This window comes from Streptomyces sp. NBC_01478 (assembly GCF_036227225.1).
Lineage (GTDB): Bacteria > Actinomycetota > Actinomycetes > Streptomycetales > Streptomycetaceae > Streptomyces.
This window is the reverse complement of the sequence record NZ_CP109444.1, coordinates 1,345,099-1,366,235: the sequence shown is the minus strand read 5'-3', so window position 1 is coordinate 1,366,235 and position 21,137 is coordinate 1,345,099. Positions and strand designations below refer to the sequence as shown.

General features: G+C 70.7%; 15 protein-coding genes. 8 read left to right on the top strand and 7 right to left on the bottom strand.

Translation table 11 applies throughout. The features are described 5' to 3' along the window. The first annotated feature begins 85 nt into the window (after positions 1–85). A complete protein-coding gene (locus OG223_RS06125) occupies positions 86–583 on the top strand; it encodes a hypothetical protein (RefSeq protein WP_329243502.1) in 498 nt (165 codons plus the stop codon). A 7-nt stretch (positions 584–590) separates the two neighbouring features. Here OG223_RS06125 and OG223_RS06120 read toward each other — a convergent pair whose 3' ends face one another. Then, positions 591–2,558, bottom strand: a complete 1,968-nt coding sequence (locus tag OG223_RS06120) for an N-acetylmuramoyl-L-alanine amidase (RefSeq protein ID WP_329243499.1) — start codon at positions 2,556–2,558, stop codon at positions 591–593. A gap of 277 nt (positions 2,559–2,835) precedes the next feature. After that, positions 2,836–3,981, bottom strand: coding sequence for an aminoglycoside phosphotransferase family protein (locus OG223_RS06115; RefSeq protein WP_329243497.1), 1,146 nt, complete (start codon positions 3,979–3,981; stop codon positions 2,836–2,838). A gap of 242 nt (positions 3,982–4,223) precedes the next feature. Here OG223_RS06115 and OG223_RS06110 point away from each other — a divergent pair, with 242 nt between their 5' ends. Then, on the top strand, positions 4,224–5,732 hold the full coding sequence (locus OG223_RS06110) for a DNA-binding protein NsdB (RefSeq protein ID WP_329243495.1): 1,509 nt from the start codon (positions 4,224–4,226) through the stop codon (positions 5,730–5,732). A gap of 45 nt (positions 5,733–5,777) precedes the next feature. On the opposite strand, the gene OG223_RS06105 is transcribed toward OG223_RS06110, so the two are convergent. Next, complete coding sequence (locus OG223_RS06105; protein ID WP_329243492.1) at positions 5,778–7,205, bottom strand: PP2C family protein-serine/threonine phosphatase; 1,428 nt, start codon at positions 7,203–7,205, stop codon at positions 5,778–5,780. Positions 7,206–7,743: 538 nt separating this feature from the next. Here OG223_RS06105 and OG223_RS06100 point away from each other — a divergent pair. Beyond that, positions 7,744–10,023: a M4 family metallopeptidase gene (locus OG223_RS06100; RefSeq protein ID WP_329243490.1), complete on the top strand. Its 2,280-nt coding sequence runs from the start codon at positions 7,744–7,746 to the stop codon at positions 10,021–10,023. A gap of 120 nt (positions 10,024–10,143) precedes the next feature. On the opposite strand, the gene OG223_RS06095 is transcribed toward OG223_RS06100, so the two are convergent. Continuing rightward, positions 10,144–11,031 (bottom strand): SDR family NAD(P)-dependent oxidoreductase, encoded by an 888-nt coding sequence (locus OG223_RS06095; RefSeq protein WP_329243488.1) that lies wholly within the window; start codon positions 11,029–11,031, stop codon positions 10,144–10,146. 72 nt (positions 11,032–11,103) lie between these two features. On the opposite strand from OG223_RS06095, the gene OG223_RS06090 reads away from it, so the two are divergent. Next, on the top strand, positions 11,104–12,045 hold the full coding sequence (locus tag OG223_RS06090; RefSeq protein ID WP_329243485.1) for a LysR family transcriptional regulator: 942 nt from the start codon (positions 11,104–11,106) through the stop codon (positions 12,043–12,045). 51 nt (positions 12,046–12,096) lie between these two features. Here the strand turns inward: OG223_RS06090 and OG223_RS06085 are convergent, their stop codons facing one another. Beyond that, a complete protein-coding gene (locus OG223_RS06085) occupies positions 12,097–13,320 on the bottom strand; it encodes an MFS transporter (protein ID WP_329243484.1) in 1,224 nt (407 codons plus the stop codon). A gap of 185 nt (positions 13,321–13,505) precedes the next feature. Between OG223_RS06085 and OG223_RS06080 the strand changes: the two genes are divergently transcribed. Further along, entirely contained in the window at positions 13,506–13,919 is a 414-nt protein-coding gene (locus tag OG223_RS06080; protein ID WP_329243481.1) for an SsgA family sporulation/cell division regulator, read from the top strand. Positions 13,920–14,069: 150 nt separating this feature from the next. Next, on the top strand, positions 14,070–16,094 hold the full coding sequence (locus OG223_RS06075; protein WP_329243479.1) for a phosphocholine-specific phospholipase C: 2,025 nt from the start codon (positions 14,070–14,072) through the stop codon (positions 16,092–16,094). 21 nt (positions 16,095–16,115) lie between these two features. Here OG223_RS06075 and OG223_RS06070 read toward each other — a convergent pair whose 3' ends face one another. Both OG223_RS06070 and OG223_RS06065 read right to left on the bottom strand, forming a co-directional pair. After that, positions 16,116–17,138, bottom strand: a complete 1,023-nt coding sequence (locus OG223_RS06070) for a Gfo/Idh/MocA family protein (RefSeq protein WP_329243476.1) — start codon at positions 17,136–17,138, stop codon at positions 16,116–16,118. 81 nt (positions 17,139–17,219) lie between these two features. Beyond that, on the bottom strand, positions 17,220–18,320 hold the full coding sequence (locus OG223_RS06065) for a baeRF3 domain-containing protein (protein WP_329243474.1): 1,101 nt from the start codon (positions 18,318–18,320) through the stop codon (positions 17,220–17,222). Positions 18,321–18,407: 87 nt separating this feature from the next. Between OG223_RS06065 and OG223_RS06060 the strand changes: the two genes are divergently transcribed. Continuing rightward, entirely contained in the window at positions 18,408–19,835 is a 1,428-nt protein-coding gene (locus tag OG223_RS06060; RefSeq protein ID WP_329243471.1) for a basic amino acid/polyamine antiporter, read from the top strand. A gap of 33 nt (positions 19,836–19,868) precedes the next feature. Further along, positions 19,869–21,131, top strand: a complete 1,263-nt coding sequence (locus OG223_RS06055; RefSeq protein WP_329243468.1) for an arginine deiminase — start codon at positions 19,869–19,871, stop codon at positions 21,129–21,131. Positions 21,132–21,137 lie beyond the last annotated feature (6 nt).

Genomic DNA, 21,137 nt, shown 5'->3' with positions numbered 1-21,137 from the left:
CCAGCCCCCACGAACCCGCACCCGACAACGAACCCCGCACCAAACCACGTGCCCATCGCCGAACGGCACCCCGTACCATTGCTGCATGTCGTTCCTCCGCCGCCGCAGCGCCACCCCCGCCGGCCCCGAATTCGATGTGCTGGCCATGGACCCGGGCGACTGGCCCGGGAACCTCGGTGCCGGTCTGCTGCCCGCCCCCGACGGCACCTGCCAGGGCGTGTTCCTGCGGTACGACCTGTTCGGCGGCCGCGGCCCCGCGATGGTCATCGGCAATCTGCCGGAGGGCTCCCCGGCCCGTGACGTCGCCGAGGACGAGATCCCCTTCGAGGTCGCCCAACTGCTCCTCGCGCTGGAGAACGACGAGGAGGTGACGGTCGTAGGCACGGAGGACATGCCGGTGATGCAGGGCGACAACCTGCTGATCGTGCGCCGCCTCAAGCTCTCCGAGAGCCGCGTCTCCTGCGTCCAGTTCGACCGCAGTGACAACGTCCTGGTGACCATCGCCGCCTGGGACCGCCCCATCACGGACGACCTCTACGCCCTGCTGAAACCGCTCCCGGCGGAACTGTTCCAGCAGGGCTGAGGCCCGGCTACCGGCCCGACCGCGCCACCGTCACGTCGGCGGCCCGGACGAACTCCACCCGGTGGCCGTACTGGATCTCGTAGTAGAGATCCTTTCCTACGACGACCTTGTGCGAGTCGGTGGTGAAGGTGACCGCGTAGTAGTACTCGCCGGGCACCTTGTCACCGACCACGTACTTCTGGCCCTTGGGCAGGGTGTACGGCAGCGGCGACACCGCCTGGGCGGGCACCCCCGCGGGGTAGGCCGAGGCCTCCGGGTAGGCGCGGCCGTACACCGGGATGCTGTCCGCGCCCGCCTTCGGCGTCACCACCAGGCCTGTCGCGGACACGGCGGTGGGGTGCTTCTTCGGGTTCTTGAACCAGGCCTCCTGGCCCAGGTACCAGATCGCGGTCCAGTCGCCAGAACGGTCGGCCACCGCGTACTGCTGTCCGGTGGACACTCGTGAGGAGAGGTCGTTGACGCCGGTCGTCGGGGTGGTCCCGAGGCCGATGTCCTTGATCAGGGGGTAGGTCTCGCCCGGCCCGGAGTACAGCCGGACCTCGCTCGACCCGTGCGCCGCGCACGGCTGGCCCGCGGTGACGCAGCCCGTGTACACCGGCCGGTTGGTGGTGTAGTCGGGGCGGATCGTCACCAGGCCGCCGCTCTTGCGCGCGGTCTGCTTGACGGGGTGACCCAGCAGGTCGAAGTAGTGCGCCCAGTCCCAGTACGGGCCCGGGTCCGTGTGCATCCCGGGGACCGTGGACGTGGTCGGCCCCGGCACGGTGTCGTGGCCCAGGATGTGCTGCCGGTCCAGCGGGATGCCGTACTTCTTGGTCAGGTACGAGACCAGCCGTGCCGACGAGCGGTACATCGCCTCCGTGTACCAGGCGTCGGGCGCGGCGAGGAAGCCCTCGTGCTCGATGCCGATCGACTTCGCGTTGATGTACCAGTTGCCCGCGTGCCAGGCCACGTCCTTGGCCTTCACATGCTGGGCGATCAACCCGTCGGTGGAGCGGATCGTGTAGTTCCAGGACACATAGGTGGGGTCCTGGACCATGTTCAGGACACCCTCCCACTGGCCTTCCGTGTCATGGACGACGATGTACTTGATGCTCTGCATCGCGGGCCGGTCGCCCAGGTCGTGGTTGCCGTATTTGCTCCCGAACTGGGAGTACGGCGCCGGGATCCACTCGCAGGACACCTTCTTCGGGCACTCCGTGCCGGCGGCGGAGAGCGTGCGCAGCCCGGTCTCCGCCAACTGCGCGGTGTCGGGGGCGAGTTCCGGCTGTGCGGCCAGGGCGACCTGCTGCCCGGCGTCCGTGGTGCGCTCCTCGCCGGTGTGGATCACGTCGTAGACATCGTTGGCATACGCGGCGGCCGTCGCCGTGTCGTCGGCGCCGGAGAAGCGCGCGATCGCGCCGTACCAGTCGGCCGGGTCCGCGCTCAGCGGCTCGCCCAGGGCCTGCTGGGCGTCGGCGAGGAGTGCGGCGCCGCCCGCCACATTGGCGGCCTCGTCGGTCCGCAGGTCACTCGCCGCGAGCCCGGTCAGCTTGGCCGCCTTCGTCAACGTCCGCAGCCGGGCCGGGAGTTGGGAGTCCGCCGGGATCTGAGCGGTCGGGTGCAGGGCCGGGCGGGCGCTATCGCCGCGGGCGTCCTCGGTGCCCTCGCTGAAGTGCTCCGTCGCGGCGAGGGCGGTCCGGGCGTCCGTGAGGTGCATGGGGCCGTAGCCGCCGGTGACGCTCGGGGCCCCGTCGTGCGTGTCCCAGCGGGACTGGAGGTAGGAGACGGCCAGCAGCACCGATTGCGGCACGTGGTACTCGGCGGACGCCGACGCGAACGCCCGCTGGAGAGTGGCGGCGGAGGAATCGGTGGCGCTCCCGGAAGGGGCCGCGCCCAGCAGGGGCAGCAGCAGAGCGGCCGTGGCGAGCGCGCAGGCGGACCCGCGCGCGCGTCTGTGTCCGGGAGAGCGGGTGGGGTCGGTCGAGGATCCTCGCAATGCAGCCTCCTGGGACGGTGGGATGTGACGAACCGTGCGGGGCCGGGCGTGCGTCAGTGGTACCGGCTGGCCGACGATCCGTCAATCATGCCCAGAGGAAGGCGATTTCCCATGTCAACAGGGGATGCGAGGAGTTTCGTGGCGGCGGCTTTCGGGCCTGCGGGGCGTCAGTGGTGTACACCAATGGGCGAGCCACATAGGGGGGATCCACATGTGGCCGAGACACACGAAGTCCGCGGTGCGCCGCTGCGGGGCGCACCGCGGACCGTCGTCCCCGTCAGCGAGTGCCGACCGCCGCACGCACGGCCCGTCGGGCCATCTGGCAGTCGTCGTGCAGCCGCCTCAGCAGCAGCCGTTGTTCCTCGCCGGACGGCGCAGCACCCGGGTGGGCCACCACGCCCGGTGCCGCCGGGGTCGTGTCGTGCATCGAACGCTGCACGGCCATCTCGTAGGTGCGGATCTCCCGGGTCAGCACCAGCATCAGGTTCACCAGGAAGGCGTCACGCGAGGCCGGTCCCGCCGACTGCGCGATCTGGCTGATCTGCCGCCGGGCCACCGGCGCGTCCCCGAGCACCGCCCACAGCGTCGCCAGGTCGTAGCCCGGCAGGTACCAGCCCGCGTGCTCCCAGTCCACCAGCACTGGACCGGCCGGTGAGAGAAGGATGTTGGACAGCAGGGCGTCGCCGTGGCAGAACTGGCCCATGCCATGTCGGCCCGCCGCGTGCGCGATGCCGTGCAGCAGCTTCTGCAGGTCTCCCATGTCCCGGTCGGTGAGCAGCCCCAGCTCGTGATAGCGGGAGATACGGGCCGCGTAGTCCAGCGGCGCGTCGAACGTACCGGCCGGCGGCCGCCAGGCGTTCAGCCGGCAGACCGCACCGAGCGCCGCCCTGATGTCCGCCCGCGGCGGAGCCTCGGCCGGGTGGCGGTGCAGCGCCGCCACCCGGCCCGGCATCCGCTCGATGACGAGCGTGCAGTTGTCCGGGTCCGCCGCGATCAGCCGCGGCACCCGCACCGGCGGGCGGTGCCGGACGAACGAGCGGTAGGCCGCTATCTCGTGCCGGATCCGCTCGGCCCACGCGGGGGAGTGGTCCAGTAAACACTTCGCGACGGCCGTGCTGCGTCCGGTCGTTCCGACCAGAAGCACGGAGCGCCCGTTGCGGCGTAGCACCTGCACCGGAGCGAACTCCGGACAGATCCGGTGCACCGACGCGATCGCCGTACGCAGTTGGGCGCCCTGAGGGCCGGACAAGTCGAGTCTCCCGCTGAGCGGTTGGGGGCCGAGCCCGGGAACGCGCCGCGGCCTGCCCGCACCGAGCACGGGGCCGGCCGCCGGACGCGCCGGGTCGAGGTAGGGGCCGCCGGCGCCCGGGCGAGGGTGCAGCGACCGGGGCGGGGCGGACACGGAGGACGATGCTGTGTACATGGGAGATACAGATCCCTTCGTGTGCCTGCAGTGCCTGTCCAAGCAAGCGCGCTCCCGGCCCGGTTCCGCAGGTGCACCCTGGGGAGTGTCCCTCGGTGACCGGGTCGGGGTGGCGCGTTCCTACCTGACACCAGATGCGCAGTGGCACACCATCTGGCGCACCCTGGCGAACCCTGGCGAATAGTCGCCCGGCAACCCGCGCCGGGCTATGTTCAAGTCAGCCGAGAACCTGGGGGCTTGACGTGAACGGACAACCCAACTCCCGTCTCTCGGACCTGTTCGGCCTGGCCGGCTGGTCCAAGGGCGAACTCGCGCGGCGGGTCAACCGGCAGGCGGCGGCCATGGGCCACCCTCAGCTCTCGACCGACACCTCGCGGGTACGGCGTTGGATCGACATGGGAGAGATCCCGCGCGATCCGGTGCCGAGGGTGCTGGCGGCTCTGTTCACCGAGCGTCTCGGCCGTGTCGTGACCATGGAGGACCTCGGTCTGGTCCGGCACGGGCGTACGGGGAAACGGCCCGACGACGGGAGTGTGGAACATCCCGACGGTGTGCCGTGGGCGCCCGAACGGACTGCTGCGGTCCTCACCGAATTCACGGGAATGGACCTCATGCTCAACCGACGCGGCTTGGTGGGCGCGGGCGCCGCGCTCGCCGCAGGCTCCGCACTCAGCAGCGCCATGCACGCATGGCTGCACTCCGATCCGACTCTTTCCGCCGACGCTCCACGACTCGACGATCCCCTGCACGCCGACCCCGCCGGGTTCGACCGCTACGAGGCCGCCCCCATCGGGTCGCAGGAGATCGACGAACTGGAGGAGTCCGTCAAGGTGTTCCGAGCCTGGGACGCGGCCCGCGGCGGCGGGCTGCAGCGCAAGGCTGTGGTGGGACAGCTCAACGAGGTGGGCGGCATGCTCGCCTACCGGCACCCCGACCATCTCCAGCGGCGGCTATGGGGCGTCGCCGCCAATCTCGCCGTACTCGCGGGCTGGATGTCGCACGACGTCGGCCTGGAGCCCACGGCCCAGAAGTACTTCGTCATCGCCGCCCATGCGGCCCGTGAGGGCGGCGACCGGCCCCGTGCCGGGGAGGCGCTCTCCCGGGCGGCTCGCCAGATGGTGCACCTGGGCCGGCCCGACGACGCGCTCGATCTCATGAAACTCGCCAAGACCGGTTCGGGCGACCAGGTGCTGCCCCGCACCCAGGCGATGCTCTACACCATCGAGGCCTGGGCACAGGCGTCGATGGGCAAGGGCCAGGCCATGCGCCGCACCCTCGGCCAGGCGGAGGACCTCTTCGTCTCCGACCGCGGCGACGTACCGGCCCCGAGCTGGATGCAGACGTTCAAGGAGGAGGACCTCTACGGCATGCAGGCCCTGGCCTACCGCACCCTGGCCGAGCACGAGCCGGGAGCGGCCGTGCACGCCCAGTACTTCGCGGAGAAGGCCCTGGCGCTGCGGGTCGACGGACGCCAGCGGTCGAAGATCTTCGACTTCCTGTCGATGGCCTCCGCCTGCTTCATCGCGGACGACCCCGAACAGGCGGACAGGTACGCGCGGTTGGCCCTGGCGTCGATGGGAACGAACTCCTCCCACCGCACCTGGGACCGGCTGCGCGAGATGTACCGGCTCACCGCCCAGTACTCCGACTACCCGAGGATCCACGAACTGCGGGAGGAGATCAAACTCGCGCTGCCGAAGACACAGTCGAAGAGTCCGAGGGCCAAGGGCGGCAACAGCGCACAGGCATAGGGGGTTTGTGCCGCTGTTCCGCTCCCGCCAGGAGCTCCTGGCGGTCTAGGTGGTCCTGGCGACGAGCACGCACGCGTCGTCCGCGCGCTCGGTGTCGCCGAACTCCTCCACGACCATGCGCACACAGTCCTGTGCGGTGCGCGCCTCGCCGAATCGCGGGGCCAGGCCGAGGAGTTGGTCCACGGCGGCCTCTCCGCCGCGCCCGGGCACCAGTCCGTCCGTGTGCAACAGGAGTACGTCGCCCGGCTCCAGGGTCTCCTCGGCCTGTCCGTAGGCCGCTCCCGAGGTGGCGCCGAGCAGCACGCCGTCCGGTGCGCTCAGCACGCGCCCCGTCCCGTCGCGGTACAGCAACGGGGCGGGGTGTCCTGCCTGCGCCCACGCCAGGGTGCGGGTCTCGGGCCGGTAGCGGCAGCACACCGCGCTGCCCAGGGCCGGTTGCACGGTGGCGTCCAGTAACTGGTTGAGCCAGGACATCAGTTGACCGGGCTCGGTGCCCGCCATCGCCATACCGCGCAGCGCGCCGAGCAGCATCGCCATGCCCGAGGTGACGGCGACACCGTGTCCGGTGAGGTCGCCGACGCTCAACAGCGTTGCCCCGTCAGAGAGTTGGAGCGCGTCGTACCAGTCGCCGCCGATCAACGCACTGGTGGAGGAGGGCAGATAGCGGGCGGCCAGGTCCAGTGTCTCCGGCCCCTGGTGCGGGAGCCGCAGGGAGCCGCGCCACGGCGGCAGCACGGCCTCCTGCAGCTCGACCGCGAGCCGGCGCTCGGTCTGCGCGTGGTGCCGGTGGAGCTGCAGCGAGTCACGGGTCTCGCTCACCGTCCGCTGGCTGCGGCGCAGTTCGCTGACGTCCCGCAGCACGGCCCACATCGAGGCGGTGCCACCGTCGGCGTCGAGCACGGGCTCGCCCATCATGTGCACGGTCCGTACGGCGCCGTCGGGCCGTACGATGCGGAACTCGCCGTCGATGGGCTTGGCGTCGATCAGGCAGTCCGTGACCATCGCGGTCAGGCTCGGCCGGTCCTCGTCGAGGACCAGGGACGGCAGTTCGTCGAGGGTGAGCGGGGGAGCGGCCGGGTCACGGCCGAGGATCTGATACAGCTCCCCGGACCAACTGGCCCCGTCCGTCAGCAGATTCCACTCGGCGCTGCCGACCCGGCTGAGCAGCGAGTCGTCCCGGGGCGCTTCCGCTGCGGCAGGTGCGGAGGGCGGCGCTTCCACCGCGGCCGGTACGGGCGGCGGGCCGTCCCGCAACTGGGCCAAGTGCTCGTCCAGGTCGTTGAGTTGATGCAGCGCCAGCTCGCACAGCGCGCGCTGCCACCGCTCCCGCGGGTCCGAACCGTCGTGCTGCGCGTCCCGCCGTACGGCGTCCACGTCGCCCATGAGCCGCCGCGCCTGCGATATCAGCGCGTCGACCGAGCCGCGCGTGGGCGGCTGGGCGGCGGGGCGGTCCGCAGAGAGATGGGACGGCATGACGCACTCCGATGCGGGGACGGTACGACCAAGGCGGATGGAGGGACCGGTTACGACTGTCGCACAGGCTGCGACGCCCTGTAAGGGATTTGGCAACACCCGATCCGGTGGTGCTTCTGGCATATGCCAGCGTCTTCACGGGCGGTTTGTGCCGTGCTCGTGGCGCAACCGTCCCGGTGGGGCAAGTCGTATACGCCGTACGCGAGTTGAGGGATTTATTACCCCTCGGACCCGTCATTCAACCACCTGTTCGACGGCCCGGTGTTCGCACCTCGCGCCGACGCCCGGCGTGCGGCCGAAAAGCGTCGCTCAGGCGAGTGATCCGCAGTACGCAACGGCCATTTTGAGCCGTTGCTTTGTTATAGCCATGACAATTCTGTGGACGTGATGCCAATCTGCTGTGCACCACGCTCACCGAGCGTTCACTTCCTCCTCACCCTTCCTCCTCACACCCGCGCTCCGCCGGACGGCCGTACCCCGGCCCGACCCGCTCTCCAGGACTCCACAGAGTCCGACCACCCCACATAAGGAGAACGCCTTGACCCGGCATGACCGTTATCCGCACCACCCCAGATACACCGCCGCCCTCGTGCTCACCGCGGTCGGCACCCTGCTGGCCGCCGGAATGCAGACCGGCGCCGCCTCCGCCGCCCCCGGCGGCCACACCGCCCCCGCGAAGATCCTGGCCGCCCCGCGGGCCGGAGCGGCCCCGGCCGCGCTGTCCCCGGCGAAGCACGCAGCCCTCCTCAAGAGTGCGGGCGCGGCCGTGCGGAGCACGGCGAAGACCCTCGGCCTCGGGGCCAAGGAGAAGCTCGTCGTCAAGGACGTCACGCAGGACGCCGACGGCACCACCCACACCCGCTACGAGCGGACGTACGACGGACTGCCCGTCCTGGGCGGCGACCTGGTCGTGCACGCCAAGAGCGGCCGGCTCACGGTGACGAAGGCCGCGAAGGCCGCCCTGGCGCTGCCGGACATCACCCCGAACGTGTCGTCGGCGACGGTGAAGGCCAAGGCGCTGGTGGCCGCGGCCAAGAAGGGCGGCGAGGAGGCCAAGCTCGACGGCACCCCGCGGCTCGTCGTCTGGGCCGCCGGAGCCAAGCCCGTCCTCGCCTGGGAGGCGGTGGTCGGCGGCTTCCAGGACGACGGAACGCCCAGCGAACTCCATGTGATCACCGACGCCGACTCGGGCAAGGCCGTCTTCCAGTACCAGGGCATCGAAACGGGCACCGGCACCGGCCAGTTCAACGGAACGATCCCGCTCAGCACCACGCTCGACGCGGCGACATCGACGTACCAACTCGTCGACGGCGACCGCGCCGGACACAAGACCTACGACCTGAACCAGGGCACGTCGGGCACCGGCACTCTGTTTACGGATGACAACGATGTCTGGGGCGACGGGACGGCGACCAACCGTCAGACCGCCGGCGTGGACGTCGCGTTCGGCGCCGCGGCCACCTGGGACTACTACAAGGACGTCTTCGGCCGCAGCGGCATACGCAACGACGGCGTGGCCGCCTACAGCCGGGCCCACTACGGCAACAACTACGTCAACGCGTTCTGGTCGGACACCTGCTTCTGCATGACCTACGGCGACGGCTCGGGCAACACGCACCCGCTGACGGCGCTGGACGTGGCCGCGCACGAGATGAGTCACGGTGTGACGGCGGCGACCGCCGGCCTCACCTACTCCGGTGAGTCGGGCGGCCTGAACGAGGCCACCTCGGACATCTTCGCCGCCGCGGTGGAGTTCCACGAGAACCTGCCGGCCGACGTCCCCGACTACCTGGTCGGCGAGAAGATCGACATCAACGGCAACGGCACACCGCTGCGTTACATGGACAAGCCCTCAAAGGACGGTGCGTCCCGCGACTACTGGAGCTCGACGCTGGGCAGCGTCGACGTCCACTACTCCTCGGGCCCGGCGAACCACCTCTTCTACCTGCTGTCCGAGGGCAGCGGCGCGAAGACCGTCAACGGCGTCGCCTACGACAGCCCCACCTCCGACGGCGTGCCCGTCGCCGGGATCGGCATCGACAACGCCCAGAAGGTCTGGTACCGGGCGCTCACCACGTACATGACCTCGTCCACCAACTACGCCGGTGCCCGCACCGCGACCCTCCAGGCCGCCGCGGACCTCTTCGGCGCGTACAGCCCCACGTACCTCGCCGTGGCCGACGCGTGGGCGGCGATCAACGTCGGCAGCCGTATCGCGCTCGGCGTCAACGTGGCCCCGATCTCCGGCCAGATCAGCGGAGTCGGACAGTCCGTGTCCCTGCAGACGAGCGCGTACACCACCAACTCCGGTGCGGGGCTGACCTATTCGGCCACGGGACTGCCCGACGGACTCTCCATCGACAGCACCGGCCTGATCTCCGGCATCCCGACCACCCTCGGGAGCAGTGACGTCACGGTGACCGTCACCGACGACACCGGCGCGAGCGCCACGGTCTCCTTCACCTGGCGGGTGGCGAACATCTACGCCAACAGCAGCCGGGTGGACATCCCCGACAACGCAGCCGCCGTGGAGTCCCCGATCACGGTCACCGGCCGCGACGGCAACGCCTCCGCAACCACTCAGGTCTACGTCAAGATCGTCCACACCTACCGGGGCGACCTGACCGTCGACCTCGTGGGCCCGAACGGCACCGTCTACTCCCTGCTGAACCGCTCCGGCGGCTCCGCCGACAACGTCGACCAGACCTTCACCGTCGACGCCTCCGCCCAACCGGTCACCGGTACCTGGAAGTTGAGGGTGCAGGACCGCGCGGCGCTGGACGTCGGCTACATCGAGCAGTGGCAGTTGACTCCCTGACGCGCAGCCCGCGTGACTGACCGTCCATGACGGTCCCGGCCGCGCCCGTCCTCCGGCTCACACCGGAGGGCGGCGCGGCCGGAGCCGTCACCGGGCCGCGCCGTGCTGGTGGTGCCGTGGTCAGGGGGTGAGCTTCAGGTCCTGTTCGACCAGCGGTTTGCCGGAGTGCCAGTCCAGGGCCGCGCCGAAGCGCACCAGCTCGCCGTAGAGCGCGGGATCGACCCGCTCGGCGAAGACGAGGTCGAGCACGGCGACGGCGGCCTCGGCCGGGGACCTGGCCTGGCTGAAGTCCTCGAACCAGGGGCGAGAGGTGGCCGTGTCCACCATGCCGGGGCACACGGACGCGATCAGGGTGTCGCTTGCGAGGTCGTCCCGGCGGCGTTCCGCGGCGACCGCGCGGACGGCGGCGACCTGGGCTACCTTCGAGGGTACGTTCAGCCAGAGCGGCCAGCCCGCCTCGGCCGTGGTCCGGTGGTGGACGGCGCTGCGCCAGGACTCGACGGCGTACTCGACCTGGGCCAGGCCCGCGCCGTCGAACAGGTCGTGCAGGGCGGGGTCGAGATGACCGAGGGTGCCGAGACTGCTGGCCACGACGAGGAACCGGCCGCCCGGGCGCAGCACGGGACCGAAGGAGCGCAGCATCGCGTGGGTGGCGGTGTTGGAGACGTCGATGAACTCGTCGGCGCGCTCGGCCTGCGACTCCCCGGGGAGCATCCGGGTCACGGCGTTGGAGATCACGATGTCGACCCCGCCGTAGCGCCGCCGGAGCTCGTCGGCGAGGTGGGCGATGGTGTCGGTGTCGGTGACGTCGAGGACCCGGCCCTCCACCCGGCTGCGTGTGCCGGGCAGGCTCGCCACCTCGCGGGCCGCGTCGGTGACCCGCCGCTCGTCGCGGCCGGTGAGCAGGACCGTGTCGTCGGGGCCCATGCGGGCCGCCAGTCCCTCGACGAGGGCGCGGCCGAGTCCCTGGTTGGCGCCCGTGACGAGGGCGATGCGTGGAGCGTTCATGTCTGCCACGGTAGGAACGATCACGTCCATGCGTCCAACGAGAGTTGCGCACCGCTAGCATGCGTGATCGTCATGGACTTCACCGATGTGTCACTCACCGCGCTGCGCGTCCTCCGCGCGGTCGCCGAACAGGGGACCTTCACGGCCGCCGCCGCGTCACTGGGCTACACCCAGTCGGCGGTGTCCCGGCAGATCGCCGCGATCGAACGGGCCGCGGGCGCGGAACTGCTGGAACGGCGCCGCGACGGCGTACGGCTGACCCCGGCCGGCCGCATCGTCATGCGCAGGGCGACGGTCGTGCTCGACGAGATCGACACCACCGCCCGCGAACTGTCCGGGCTGCCCACCGAGGGCGCGACCGTCCGCCTGGGCTGGCTGCCCAGCGCCGGAGCCGCCCTGCTGCCACGCGTCCTGCTCGCCCTGCGCCGCAGCGACCCCGACCTGCGCGTCGTCAGCCGGGAGGGCGGCACCCCGGCCCTGGTACGCGCCCTGCGGGCCGGCAGCCTCGACCTCGCCCTGCTGGCCTCGGCACCCCCCTTCCGGCCGCCGGACACCGAATCGCCGCCGCTGGTGCTGCGCACGCTCACCGAGCGCCCGCTGTGCCTCGCGGTGCCCGCCACGCATCCACTCGCCCGCGGCGACTACGTCGACGTGGCCGACCTGCGCGGGCAGCGCTGGATCGCGAGTTCCTCCTCCGGCGAGGACCGGCTCATGGGCGTGTGGCCCGGGTTGGACGAGCGCCCCGAGATCGCCCACACCGCCCGCGACTGGCTGGCCAAGCTCCACCTCGTAGCGGCGGGCTGCGGCTTGACCACGGTGCCCGCGTCCCTGGCCCCCGCCGTCCCGCCGGGCGTGCGCGTCCTGCCGGTCCGCGGCGGTCCCCAGGAACAACGCCGCCTCCTGCTGGCCCGCCTTCCACACCCGCCGACCGAAGCGATGACCCGGGTGGCGGCGGCCCTCCGGCTCGCTGCCCTGGACGCCTACAGCCCGAGTGCGGCGCCGGCGGAGGAGTGAGCCGGTCGGCTCGCTCGTGGTCCCGACTCGGTGTCTCCTGGCGGATGTTGGTCAGTTAGCCGGTTCGGTCTCGTCAACTCGGGCCTGCTCGAAGGGACTTGACTGACGACGCAGCACCCGCGCGCCAAGCAGCACCGCGCACGCTCCGGCCGTGAGCAGCCCGCCGGCGAGAAACGTCCCCCGTACCTTGGCGAGCCGCAGGACGAGTCCGCCCAGCGCGGCGCCCGCCGCGATACCGGCGTTGTAGGCACCGGAGTTGGCCGCGAGGGCGAGGTCCGTGCGGCCCGGTGCGCACTGGAGCATCGCGTTCTGGGCGGTCATGAACACCGGCCCGAGCGCACCGCCCATGAACGCCAGGAACACCACTGCCGCCACCGGGTCCGTGCCGGCCGCGTACAGGCCGAGCATGCCGGCCGCCTGGACGGCGACGGCGGTACTCAGCGCCGCCTGCGGGAAGCGGTCCAGTACCGCCCCGGTGACGGTCACCCCGGCCAGACACGCACCGCCGAAGACCACCAACAGGACGCCGACGGTGGTCTGTTCGAAGCCGCTCACGTCGCCGAGGAACTTCACGACGTACGTGAACCCCGCGAACGCCCCGGTGGCGGACAGCGTCCCGGCCGCCAGTACGGTCGCGAACCGACGGGCGTCGGGACAGGTGCCGTAGGCGGCCTGCTCCTCGTGCGGACGCGAGGTCGGCAGGAGTACGGCGATCGTCACCAGGGACGCGAGCCCGAGGGCCGCCGGGACGGCGATCGGCACGGGCCAGCCCTCGCGGCGCCCCAGCCAGGTACCGGCGGGCATACCGAGCACGAGCGCCGGCGAACCGGCGACGGACAACGCCCCGAGCACCCGCCCACGGACCTCGGGCGCGAACAGACCCACCGCCACCGGTCCCATCACCGCCCAGAACAACGCCTGGGCCAGCGCGGTCAGCAACCGCGCCGCGAGGAGCAGCCAGTACGAAGTCGCCAGCGCCGCCACCACACTCGACACGATCAGCGCCGCCAGCAGTGTCGTGAGCACATGGCGTCGGGCCACACCCCGCATGACGTGGGCGAGCGGCACGGAGGCGACGGCGACGGTCACGCCGTAACCGGTGACCAGCAGCCCGACCGCCGACACGGAGACCCGCAGACTCCCGGCGATGAGTTCCAGGAGCCCGATCGGCAGGTTCTCCGCGGTGTTGAAGGTGAAGGCCGCCAGCATCAGGGCCGCGAGCACCGCCGACCTGTGCCACCCGGCCCGGCGCGCCCGCGCAGTGGCCCCGTCCATGGGCCCACCCCACATGGCTCACCCGCCCCACCGCAAACGAATTCACCCGCAGCCCCAGGCACCGACGGGAGGGTGACGCAGGTCACATCAATTCGTTCGGGGTTCCGCGTAATGCGAAGGGCACCTGCGAGGTCGTACAGGCACACGGCAATCCGGCCGACCTCACACCGCAGTGGAGACCGACCATGGACATCACCCTCGAACAGCCCACCCGAGCCCGGCTGATCACGGCGGACGACACGGAGATTCCCGTGTCCGCCACGCTCCGCTACCTCGCCTCGGACCCGCTGGCCGTGCACCTCGACTTCCCGCCCGAGGTGTCCCTGGACGGCGACGGTGTCACCTGGACCTTCGCCCGCTCGCTGCTGGAGGAGGGGCTGCGCAGGCCGGCCGGCGGCGGTGACGTACACCTGTGGCCGTGCGGCCGGGCCCGTACGGTGCTGGAGTTCCACTCGCCGTTCGGGCTCGCCCTGCTCCACTTCCACACCCCTGAACTGCGCCGCTTCCTGCTGCGGACCTACGACGTGGTGGCCACCGGACAGGAGGACATGGACGCGGTGGTCGACCGGGGGCTGAGCGCTCTGTTCGGGAACGTCTGAGCGGCGAGGGCAGTCAACTCGGCCTTCGGGCAGCGGCTTTGACTTTTGTTCACCTCCACCTAACCGTCCAGGTATGGACCTTGACGACGGCTCCGTGCACCCTTGCGCGCGGTGTGCCGCTCGGGCACGCCTGTGACGAGGGCGGAGCGCATGACACCGATCAGCCGAAGAGGCTTCGTGGGGCTCGGTGCCACCGTGGCGGCGGGCATGGCGACGGGCACCGGCGTACGGCCCGCGATCGCTGCCCAGCAGTCGGCGACCGGCACGATCTCGGACGTGAAACACGTGGTGATCCTCATGCAGGAGAACCGCAGCTTCGACCACTACTTCGGGCGCCTGAAGGGCGTCCGCGGCTTCGACGACCGCAGCGGCATCACCCTGAGCGGCGGATACCCGGTCTTCAACCAGCCGAGCGGCGGCGGCCGTCAGTACCCCTGGAAGCTGAGCGCCACCCCGTCCGCGGGCGGCAAGGACGGCGAGACCCTCGCTCAGTGCAACGGCGACCTGCCGCACTCCTGGTCCTCGCAGCACTCCGCGTGGAACAAGGGCCGCCTCGACAACTGGGTCTCGGGCGTCGGCAACATCCGCTCGCTCGGCTACCTCGACCGCGCCGACATCCCCTTCCACTACGCGCTCGCCGACAACTACACCGTCTGCGACGCCTACTTCTGCTCCACCCTCAGCGCGACCGGCCCCAACCGCACCTACCTGTGGAGCGGCAAGGTCGACTCCTCCAGCTACGACGGCGGTGACGAGTCCGGCCTGACCTGGGGGACCTACGCCGAGGCACTGCAGAACGCCGGAGTGAGCTGGAAGGTCTACCAGAACGCGGCCGACAACTACGGCGACAACGCCTGCGCCTACTTCAAGAACTTCACCAACTCCAAGGCGGGCAGCCCCCTTTACGACCGAGGCATGTCCTCCGTCCCGGCCGCCACCGGCTCGACCCCCGACGACATCGCCGCCGCCATCAAGGCCGACGTCCTTGCGGGCACCCTCCCGCAGGTCTCCTGGGTCGTCCCCAACCAGGCCTTCTCCGAGCACCCTTACGCCCCGCCCGGCGACGGCGCCCACTTCATCGGCCTCGTCTACCAGGCCCTCGCCGCCGACCCCGACGTCCTCGACTCGACCGTCCTGTTCCTCAACTACGACGAGAACGACGGCTACTTCGACCACGTCCCGCCGCCCGTCCCGCCCGCCGGCACCGACGGCGAGTTCCTCAACGGCGTCCCGTACGGCTTCGGCTTCCGCGTCCCGATGATCGTCATCTCGCCCTGGACACGCGGAGGTTGGGTCTCCTCGGAGGTCTTCGAGCACACCTCGGTCCTGCGCTTCCTGGAGACCTGGACCACCGCCCTCGGCAAACCCGCCGCCTGCCCCAACATCAGCACCTGGCGCCGCAAGGTCAGCGGCGACCTCACCGGCGTCTTCGACTTCGCCAACCCGGTCTACGGCTCCGTCGCGCTCCCGGCGACCAGCGTCATCGGCATCTCCACCTGCGGCCCGCTGCCCAACCCGGTGCCGACGAACAACGCCCTGCCCGCGCAGGAGCCCGGCACCAGGCCCGCCCGCGCACTGCCGTACCAGCCCAACGGGTATCTGGATCACCTGGAGTTCGGGGCGAGCGGCAAGGTCCTCGCGTGGTTCGCCATGTCCAACCAGGGCGGCGCGGCCAAGAGCGCCACCCATCTCTCCATCCACCCCAACGCCTACCGTGACACCACGCCCTGGCAGTACACGGTCGACCCGGGTGGCACCGCCACCGACTTCTTCAACATCGGTGCGGGCTACGGCAGTGGCAAGTACGACCTCTCCATGGTCGGCCCCAACCGCTTCCTGCGCCGCTTCCAGGGCGACGCCACCAAGGCGGGCAAGTCCGTTGAGGTAAGCACCCGTTACGCCGTCGAGTCGGGCACCGGCAAGCTCGCGATCTACTTCAAGATGACCAACTCGGGCTCCGCGTCGGTGAAGTTCACCATCACGTCCAACCACTACCGCAGCGACGGACCATGGACGTACACGGTCGCCGCGGGCGCGTCGACGGAGGACTTCTTCAACGCCGTTGCCTACCAGAGCGGTTGGTACGACTTCACGGTCACTGTCGACTCCGACGCGACCTGGTCGCGCCGGTTCACCGGGCACCTGGAGTCGGGCGCGGCGAGCGTCAGCGGCTGACGCAGCCGTACAACTCCGGTGTCAGCGGCTGACGTCGGCGTACAGGTCCGGGCGCGGGGCGAGTTCGACGGCCACCCGGCCGCCGCTCTCCAGCGCCCGGACGCCGGCCTCGGCGACCACGGAGGACGCGTAGCCGTCCCAGACGCTCGGGCCGGTGACCAGGCCCCGCCGGGTGGCGTCGACCCAGGACTGCACCTCACGGTCGTAGGCGTCGGCGAACCGGACGAGGTAGTCCAGCGGCACGTCCTCGTGGGCGCTGCCCCGGGTGGTGACGACCATCGTGCGGTCCTCGCCGATCCGGGCGCTGCCCGCCTCGCACACGGCCTCGCAGCGCACCTGGTAGCCGAAGCCGGAGTTGACGAAGATCTCGACGTCGACGAGGGCGCCGCCGTCGGTCTCGAAGAGTACGAGCTGCGGGTCGAGCAGGCCCTCCGGGGAGTTCGCCGAGGAGCGCGGGCTGAGCACGGTCACCGCGGTCAGCTCCTGGCCGAGCAGCCAGCGGGCCGCGTCGATCTCGTGCGAGACGGAGCTGTCGATGAGCATCGCCGAGGTGAAGTACGGCGGCGACGACACATTGCGGTGGGTGCAGTGCAGCATCAGCGGGCGCCCCAACTGCCCGCCGTCCAGCAGGGACTTGAGACGCCGGTACTCGGCGTCGTAGCGCCGCATGAACCCGACCTGCGCCAGCCGTCGCCCGAGCCGCGCCTCCGCCTCCACCACCCGGAGTGCCCCGGTGGACTCGGGCACCAGGGGCTTCTCGCACAGCACCGGCAGCCCACGGGCGAAGGCGGCGAGCAGCGCCTCCTCGTGCGCGGGACCCGGCGAGGCGATCAGCACCGCCTGGACCCCGGGGGCGTCGAGCGCGGCCACGGCGTCCTCGTGCACCGCGGCGTCCAGCCCGGCCACCGCCTCCTTGGCGCGATCCGTGTCGGGATCGGCCACGGCGGCGACCCTGGCGCCGCTCACCACCTGGTCGAGGCGCCGTATGTGGTCGGCTCCCATGTGCCCCGCACCCAGCACGGCCACGCCCAGCAGGTCACCCACGTGTGCACTCCCTCTCCGCCGACGATCACGCCGTAGCGTACGCCGCGGGGGAGAGGCGGCCTCGGGAGTGGGGAGGAGGCCTCAGTAGCGCAGCACGCCCGCGATGCCGTCCGCGTCGGTCAACGTGCCGTCGGGGACGAAGCGGACCTCGGCGCCGGTCTCCAGGCACTGTTCGACGATCTCGTCCACGATGTCCTCGCGGGCGTCGAGGTCGCTGCTGTCGGCCGGGACGAGATGGTCGCCGTGGTCGTCGCGGACCGTGACCCGGTAGTTCTCCTCGACGGCCAGCAGCCGCACCCGGCCCTCCCGGGCGTTCTGCCAGACCTCGTCGACGCCGGCCGCGAACTCCTTGCGCCCGCGCGCCGATTCGAGCTCCCGGGTCACGGACACCGTGCTCTTGCGCGCCTCCGCGTCGAGCAGCGGTCGTACGGCCTGCCACACGGCGTCGGGTGTGCCGTGCGCGAGGCCGCCGTGCGCGATGTGCACCGCGTCCTTGGTGGCGTTGCCGACCTCGTCCAGCGCGGACAGCGCGGCCTGTTCGCCGGTGATGTAGAGGGGGCGCCGGTGCACGCGCAGGATGCGGCCCATCGCGGTGTCGGCCTCGCGCAGGAAGTGCCGGGTGTCCTCGTCGCGGAAGGTGCTCGGCATGTCGCCGATCCGCTCCTGCCGCTCGGCGTCGAAGTTGTCCCGGTGGTCGCGGGTCAACGGGAAGCCGCCGGTGTGGTCCTCGACGGCCCGGTCGACGCCGCCGTTCCACAGCGTGACGCGGTCCGCGGCGAGGGACAGCACCCAGAACGGCCGCTCGGAGGCCTGCGCGGAGACGAGGTTGCGGGTGAGGAACGTGTCGGAGAGCACCACACGTTCCGGCACGGATCTGGCGAGGGACCACACCTGGTGCTCGCCCGGCGCGGCGAAGATCACCAGGCCGTCCTCGGTATGCGCCAGGTCGACCTCGGCGAGGGCCTGGTCGAGCTGGCGGGAGACGTCGATGCGCCGCTCCCGGGGGACCGCGGGGTCGGCCTCCAACTGCTTCTTGGCCTCGGCCAGCACATTGCGCAGCCGGACCGGATCCTGGGCGTTGTCGGGCTCGCGACGATGCGTCGGGGTGAGCACGGAGACCGCGGGGTAGGGGCGCGGGCGCCGCAGTTCGGTCAGGGTGGCGGGACTCAGTGCGTGCTCCATAACAGCACGATAGGGCCGATTCACCGATGGGGCATATGGGGGAAGCCCGCCAGGCAATAGGGGCAATTGGTTGCTAACGTCCCTCGGGTGACGCAAGCCGCCACTGCCGACACCCGGACCACAGTCGCCAAGCTGGCCCTGCCGACGCTGACCACCATGGTCGTCGGCTCCATGGTCGGGGCCGGTGTCTTCTCCCTCCCGCGCCGGTTCGCGCAGGAGACGGGCGTGGCCGGTGCCCTGATCGCCTGGGCCGTCGCCGGCACGGGCATGCTGATGCTCGCCTTCGTCTTCCAGACCCTCGCCGTCCGCAGACCCGACCTCGACGCCGGTGTCTACGCCTACGCCAAGGCCGGATTCGGCGAATACCTCGGTTTCTTCGCCGCGTTCGGCTACTGGGCCAGCGCCTGCGTCGGCAACGTGACGTACTGGGTGCTGATCATGTCGACGATCGGCACGATCGCCCCCTCCCTCGGCGAAGGCGACACCGTCCTCGCCGTGGTCCTCTCCTCGGCCGGACTGTGGCTCTTCTACCTGCTGATCAGCCGCGGTGTGAAAGAAGCGGCGGCCATCAACCGGATCGTCACCGTCGCCAAGGTCGTGCCGATCCTCGTCTTCGTCGTCCTGGCGCTCTTCTACCTCAAGCCCCAAGTCTTCGCCGAGAACTTCGGCGGCGCCGACTACGCGGGCTCCCTGTTCCAGCAGGTCAAGGGCACCATGCTGGCCACCGTCTTCGTGTTCCTGGGCGTCGAGGGCGCCAGCGTCTACTCCCGGCACGCCCAGCGCCGCGAGGACGTCGGACGCGCCACCGTCCTCGGCTTCCTCAGCGTCTTCGCCGTCTTCGCGTCGGTCACGATCGTGTCGTACGGCCTGATGCCGATGGGCGAGATCGCCGAACTGCGGCAGCCCTCCATGGCGGGCGTGCTGGAACACGCGGTGGGCGCCTGGGGGAAGGTCTTCGTCAGCGTCGGACTGATCGTCTCCGTGCTGGGCGCCTACCTCGCCTGGACGCTGATGGCCGCCGAGGTGCTGTTCGTCGCCGCCAAGGACGACGACATGCCGCGCTTCCTGAAGAGGTCCACGGCGGCCGACGTGCCCGTCCCCGCCCTGGTGATGACCACCCTGCTCAGCCAACTCGTACTGGTCGTCACCTACTTCTCCGACGACGCCTTCAACTTCGCGCTGGACCTGACCAGTTCACTGACGCTGATCCCGTTCCTGCTCGCGGCCGGCTTCGCCGTGCGGATCGCCCGCACGCGAACTCGCTCAGGGCGAGGCGAGTTGGTGGTCGCCGTACTCGCCACGGTCTACACCGCGTTCCTCATCTACGCGGCCGGCTTCAAGTACCTCCTCGTCTCGCTCATCATCTACGCGCCCGCCACCTTCCTGTTCGTCAAGGCCCGCAGGGAACAGGGGCGTTCGCCCTTCTCGGCCCGCGAATCGGTGATCCTCGCCGTCTCGGTCGCGGGCGCCGTTGTCGGGATCGTCGCCCTGACCTCGGGCTGGATCAGTCTCTGACCTCGCCTCGACCGCCGGAAAGGTGTGTGCACCGTGACCAGTCAAGACACCGTGGACCGACATGAGTACGGCGTCCACTCAGAGGTCGGCCGGCTGCGCAAGGTGCTGGTCTGCGCCCCGGGCCTGGCCCACCGCAGGCTCACCCCGACCAACTCCGACGACCTGCTCTTCGACGACGTGATGTGGGTCGAGAACGCCCAGCGCGACCACGCCGACTTCGTCAACAAACTCCGCGAACGCGGCGTGGACGTCGTCGAGTTGCACGAACTGCTCGCCCAGACCATGACGATCCCCGCCGCCAAGGACTGGCTCCTGGACCGGAAGATCGTCGCGAACGAGGTCGGCCTCGGCCTCATCGACGCGACCCGCGCCTACCTGGAGAGCCTCGAACCGGCCGAACTGGCCAAGTACTTGATCGGCGGCCTCGCCACCACCGACCTCCCGGACGAGTACCGCACCGGCTACGTCGCCCTCGTCCGCGAGTCGACCGGCGTCCGTGAATACCTGATGCCGCCGCTGCCCAACACCCTCTACACCCGCGACACGACCTGCTGGCTCTACGGCGGCCTCACCCTCAACCCGCTCTACTGGCCCGCCCGGCACGACGAGACCCTCCTGATGAAGGCGATCTACACCTTCCACCCCGACTTCGCGGGCTCCGTCGTCTGGTGGGGCGACCCCGAACTCGACTGGGGGCAGGCCACGTTCGAGGGCGGCGACATCATGCCCGTCGGCAACGGCGTGGTCCTCATGGGCATGAGCGAGCGCACCTCGCGCCAGGCCATCACCCAAGTCGCCAAGGCCCTCTTCGACCTGGGCGCCGCCGAGCACGTCGTCGTCGCCGGCATGCCGAAGCTGCGCTCCGCGATGCACCTCGACACCGTCTTCACCTTCGCCGACCGGGATCTGGTGACCCTGTACCCGGCCATCATGGACTCCGTCCACACCTTCTCCCTGCGCCCCGGCACCAAGGGACCCGGCATCGACATCGTCGACGAGGGCTCGACCCCCTTCACCGACGTCGTCGCCAAGGCGCTCGGCCTGCCCGGACTGCGGATCGTGGAGACGGGCGGCGACGTCTACGCCTCCGAACGCCAGCAGTGGGACAGCGGCAACAACGCGGTCGCGCTGGAACCGGGCGTGGTCTTCACCTACGACCGCAACACCCAGACCAACACCCTGCTGCGCAAGGCCGGCGTCGAGGTCATCACGATCGTCGGCGCCGAACTGGGACGCGGCCGGGGCGGCGGGCACTGCATGACCTGCCCGATCGTGCGGGACCCGGTGGAGTTCTGAAGTGCC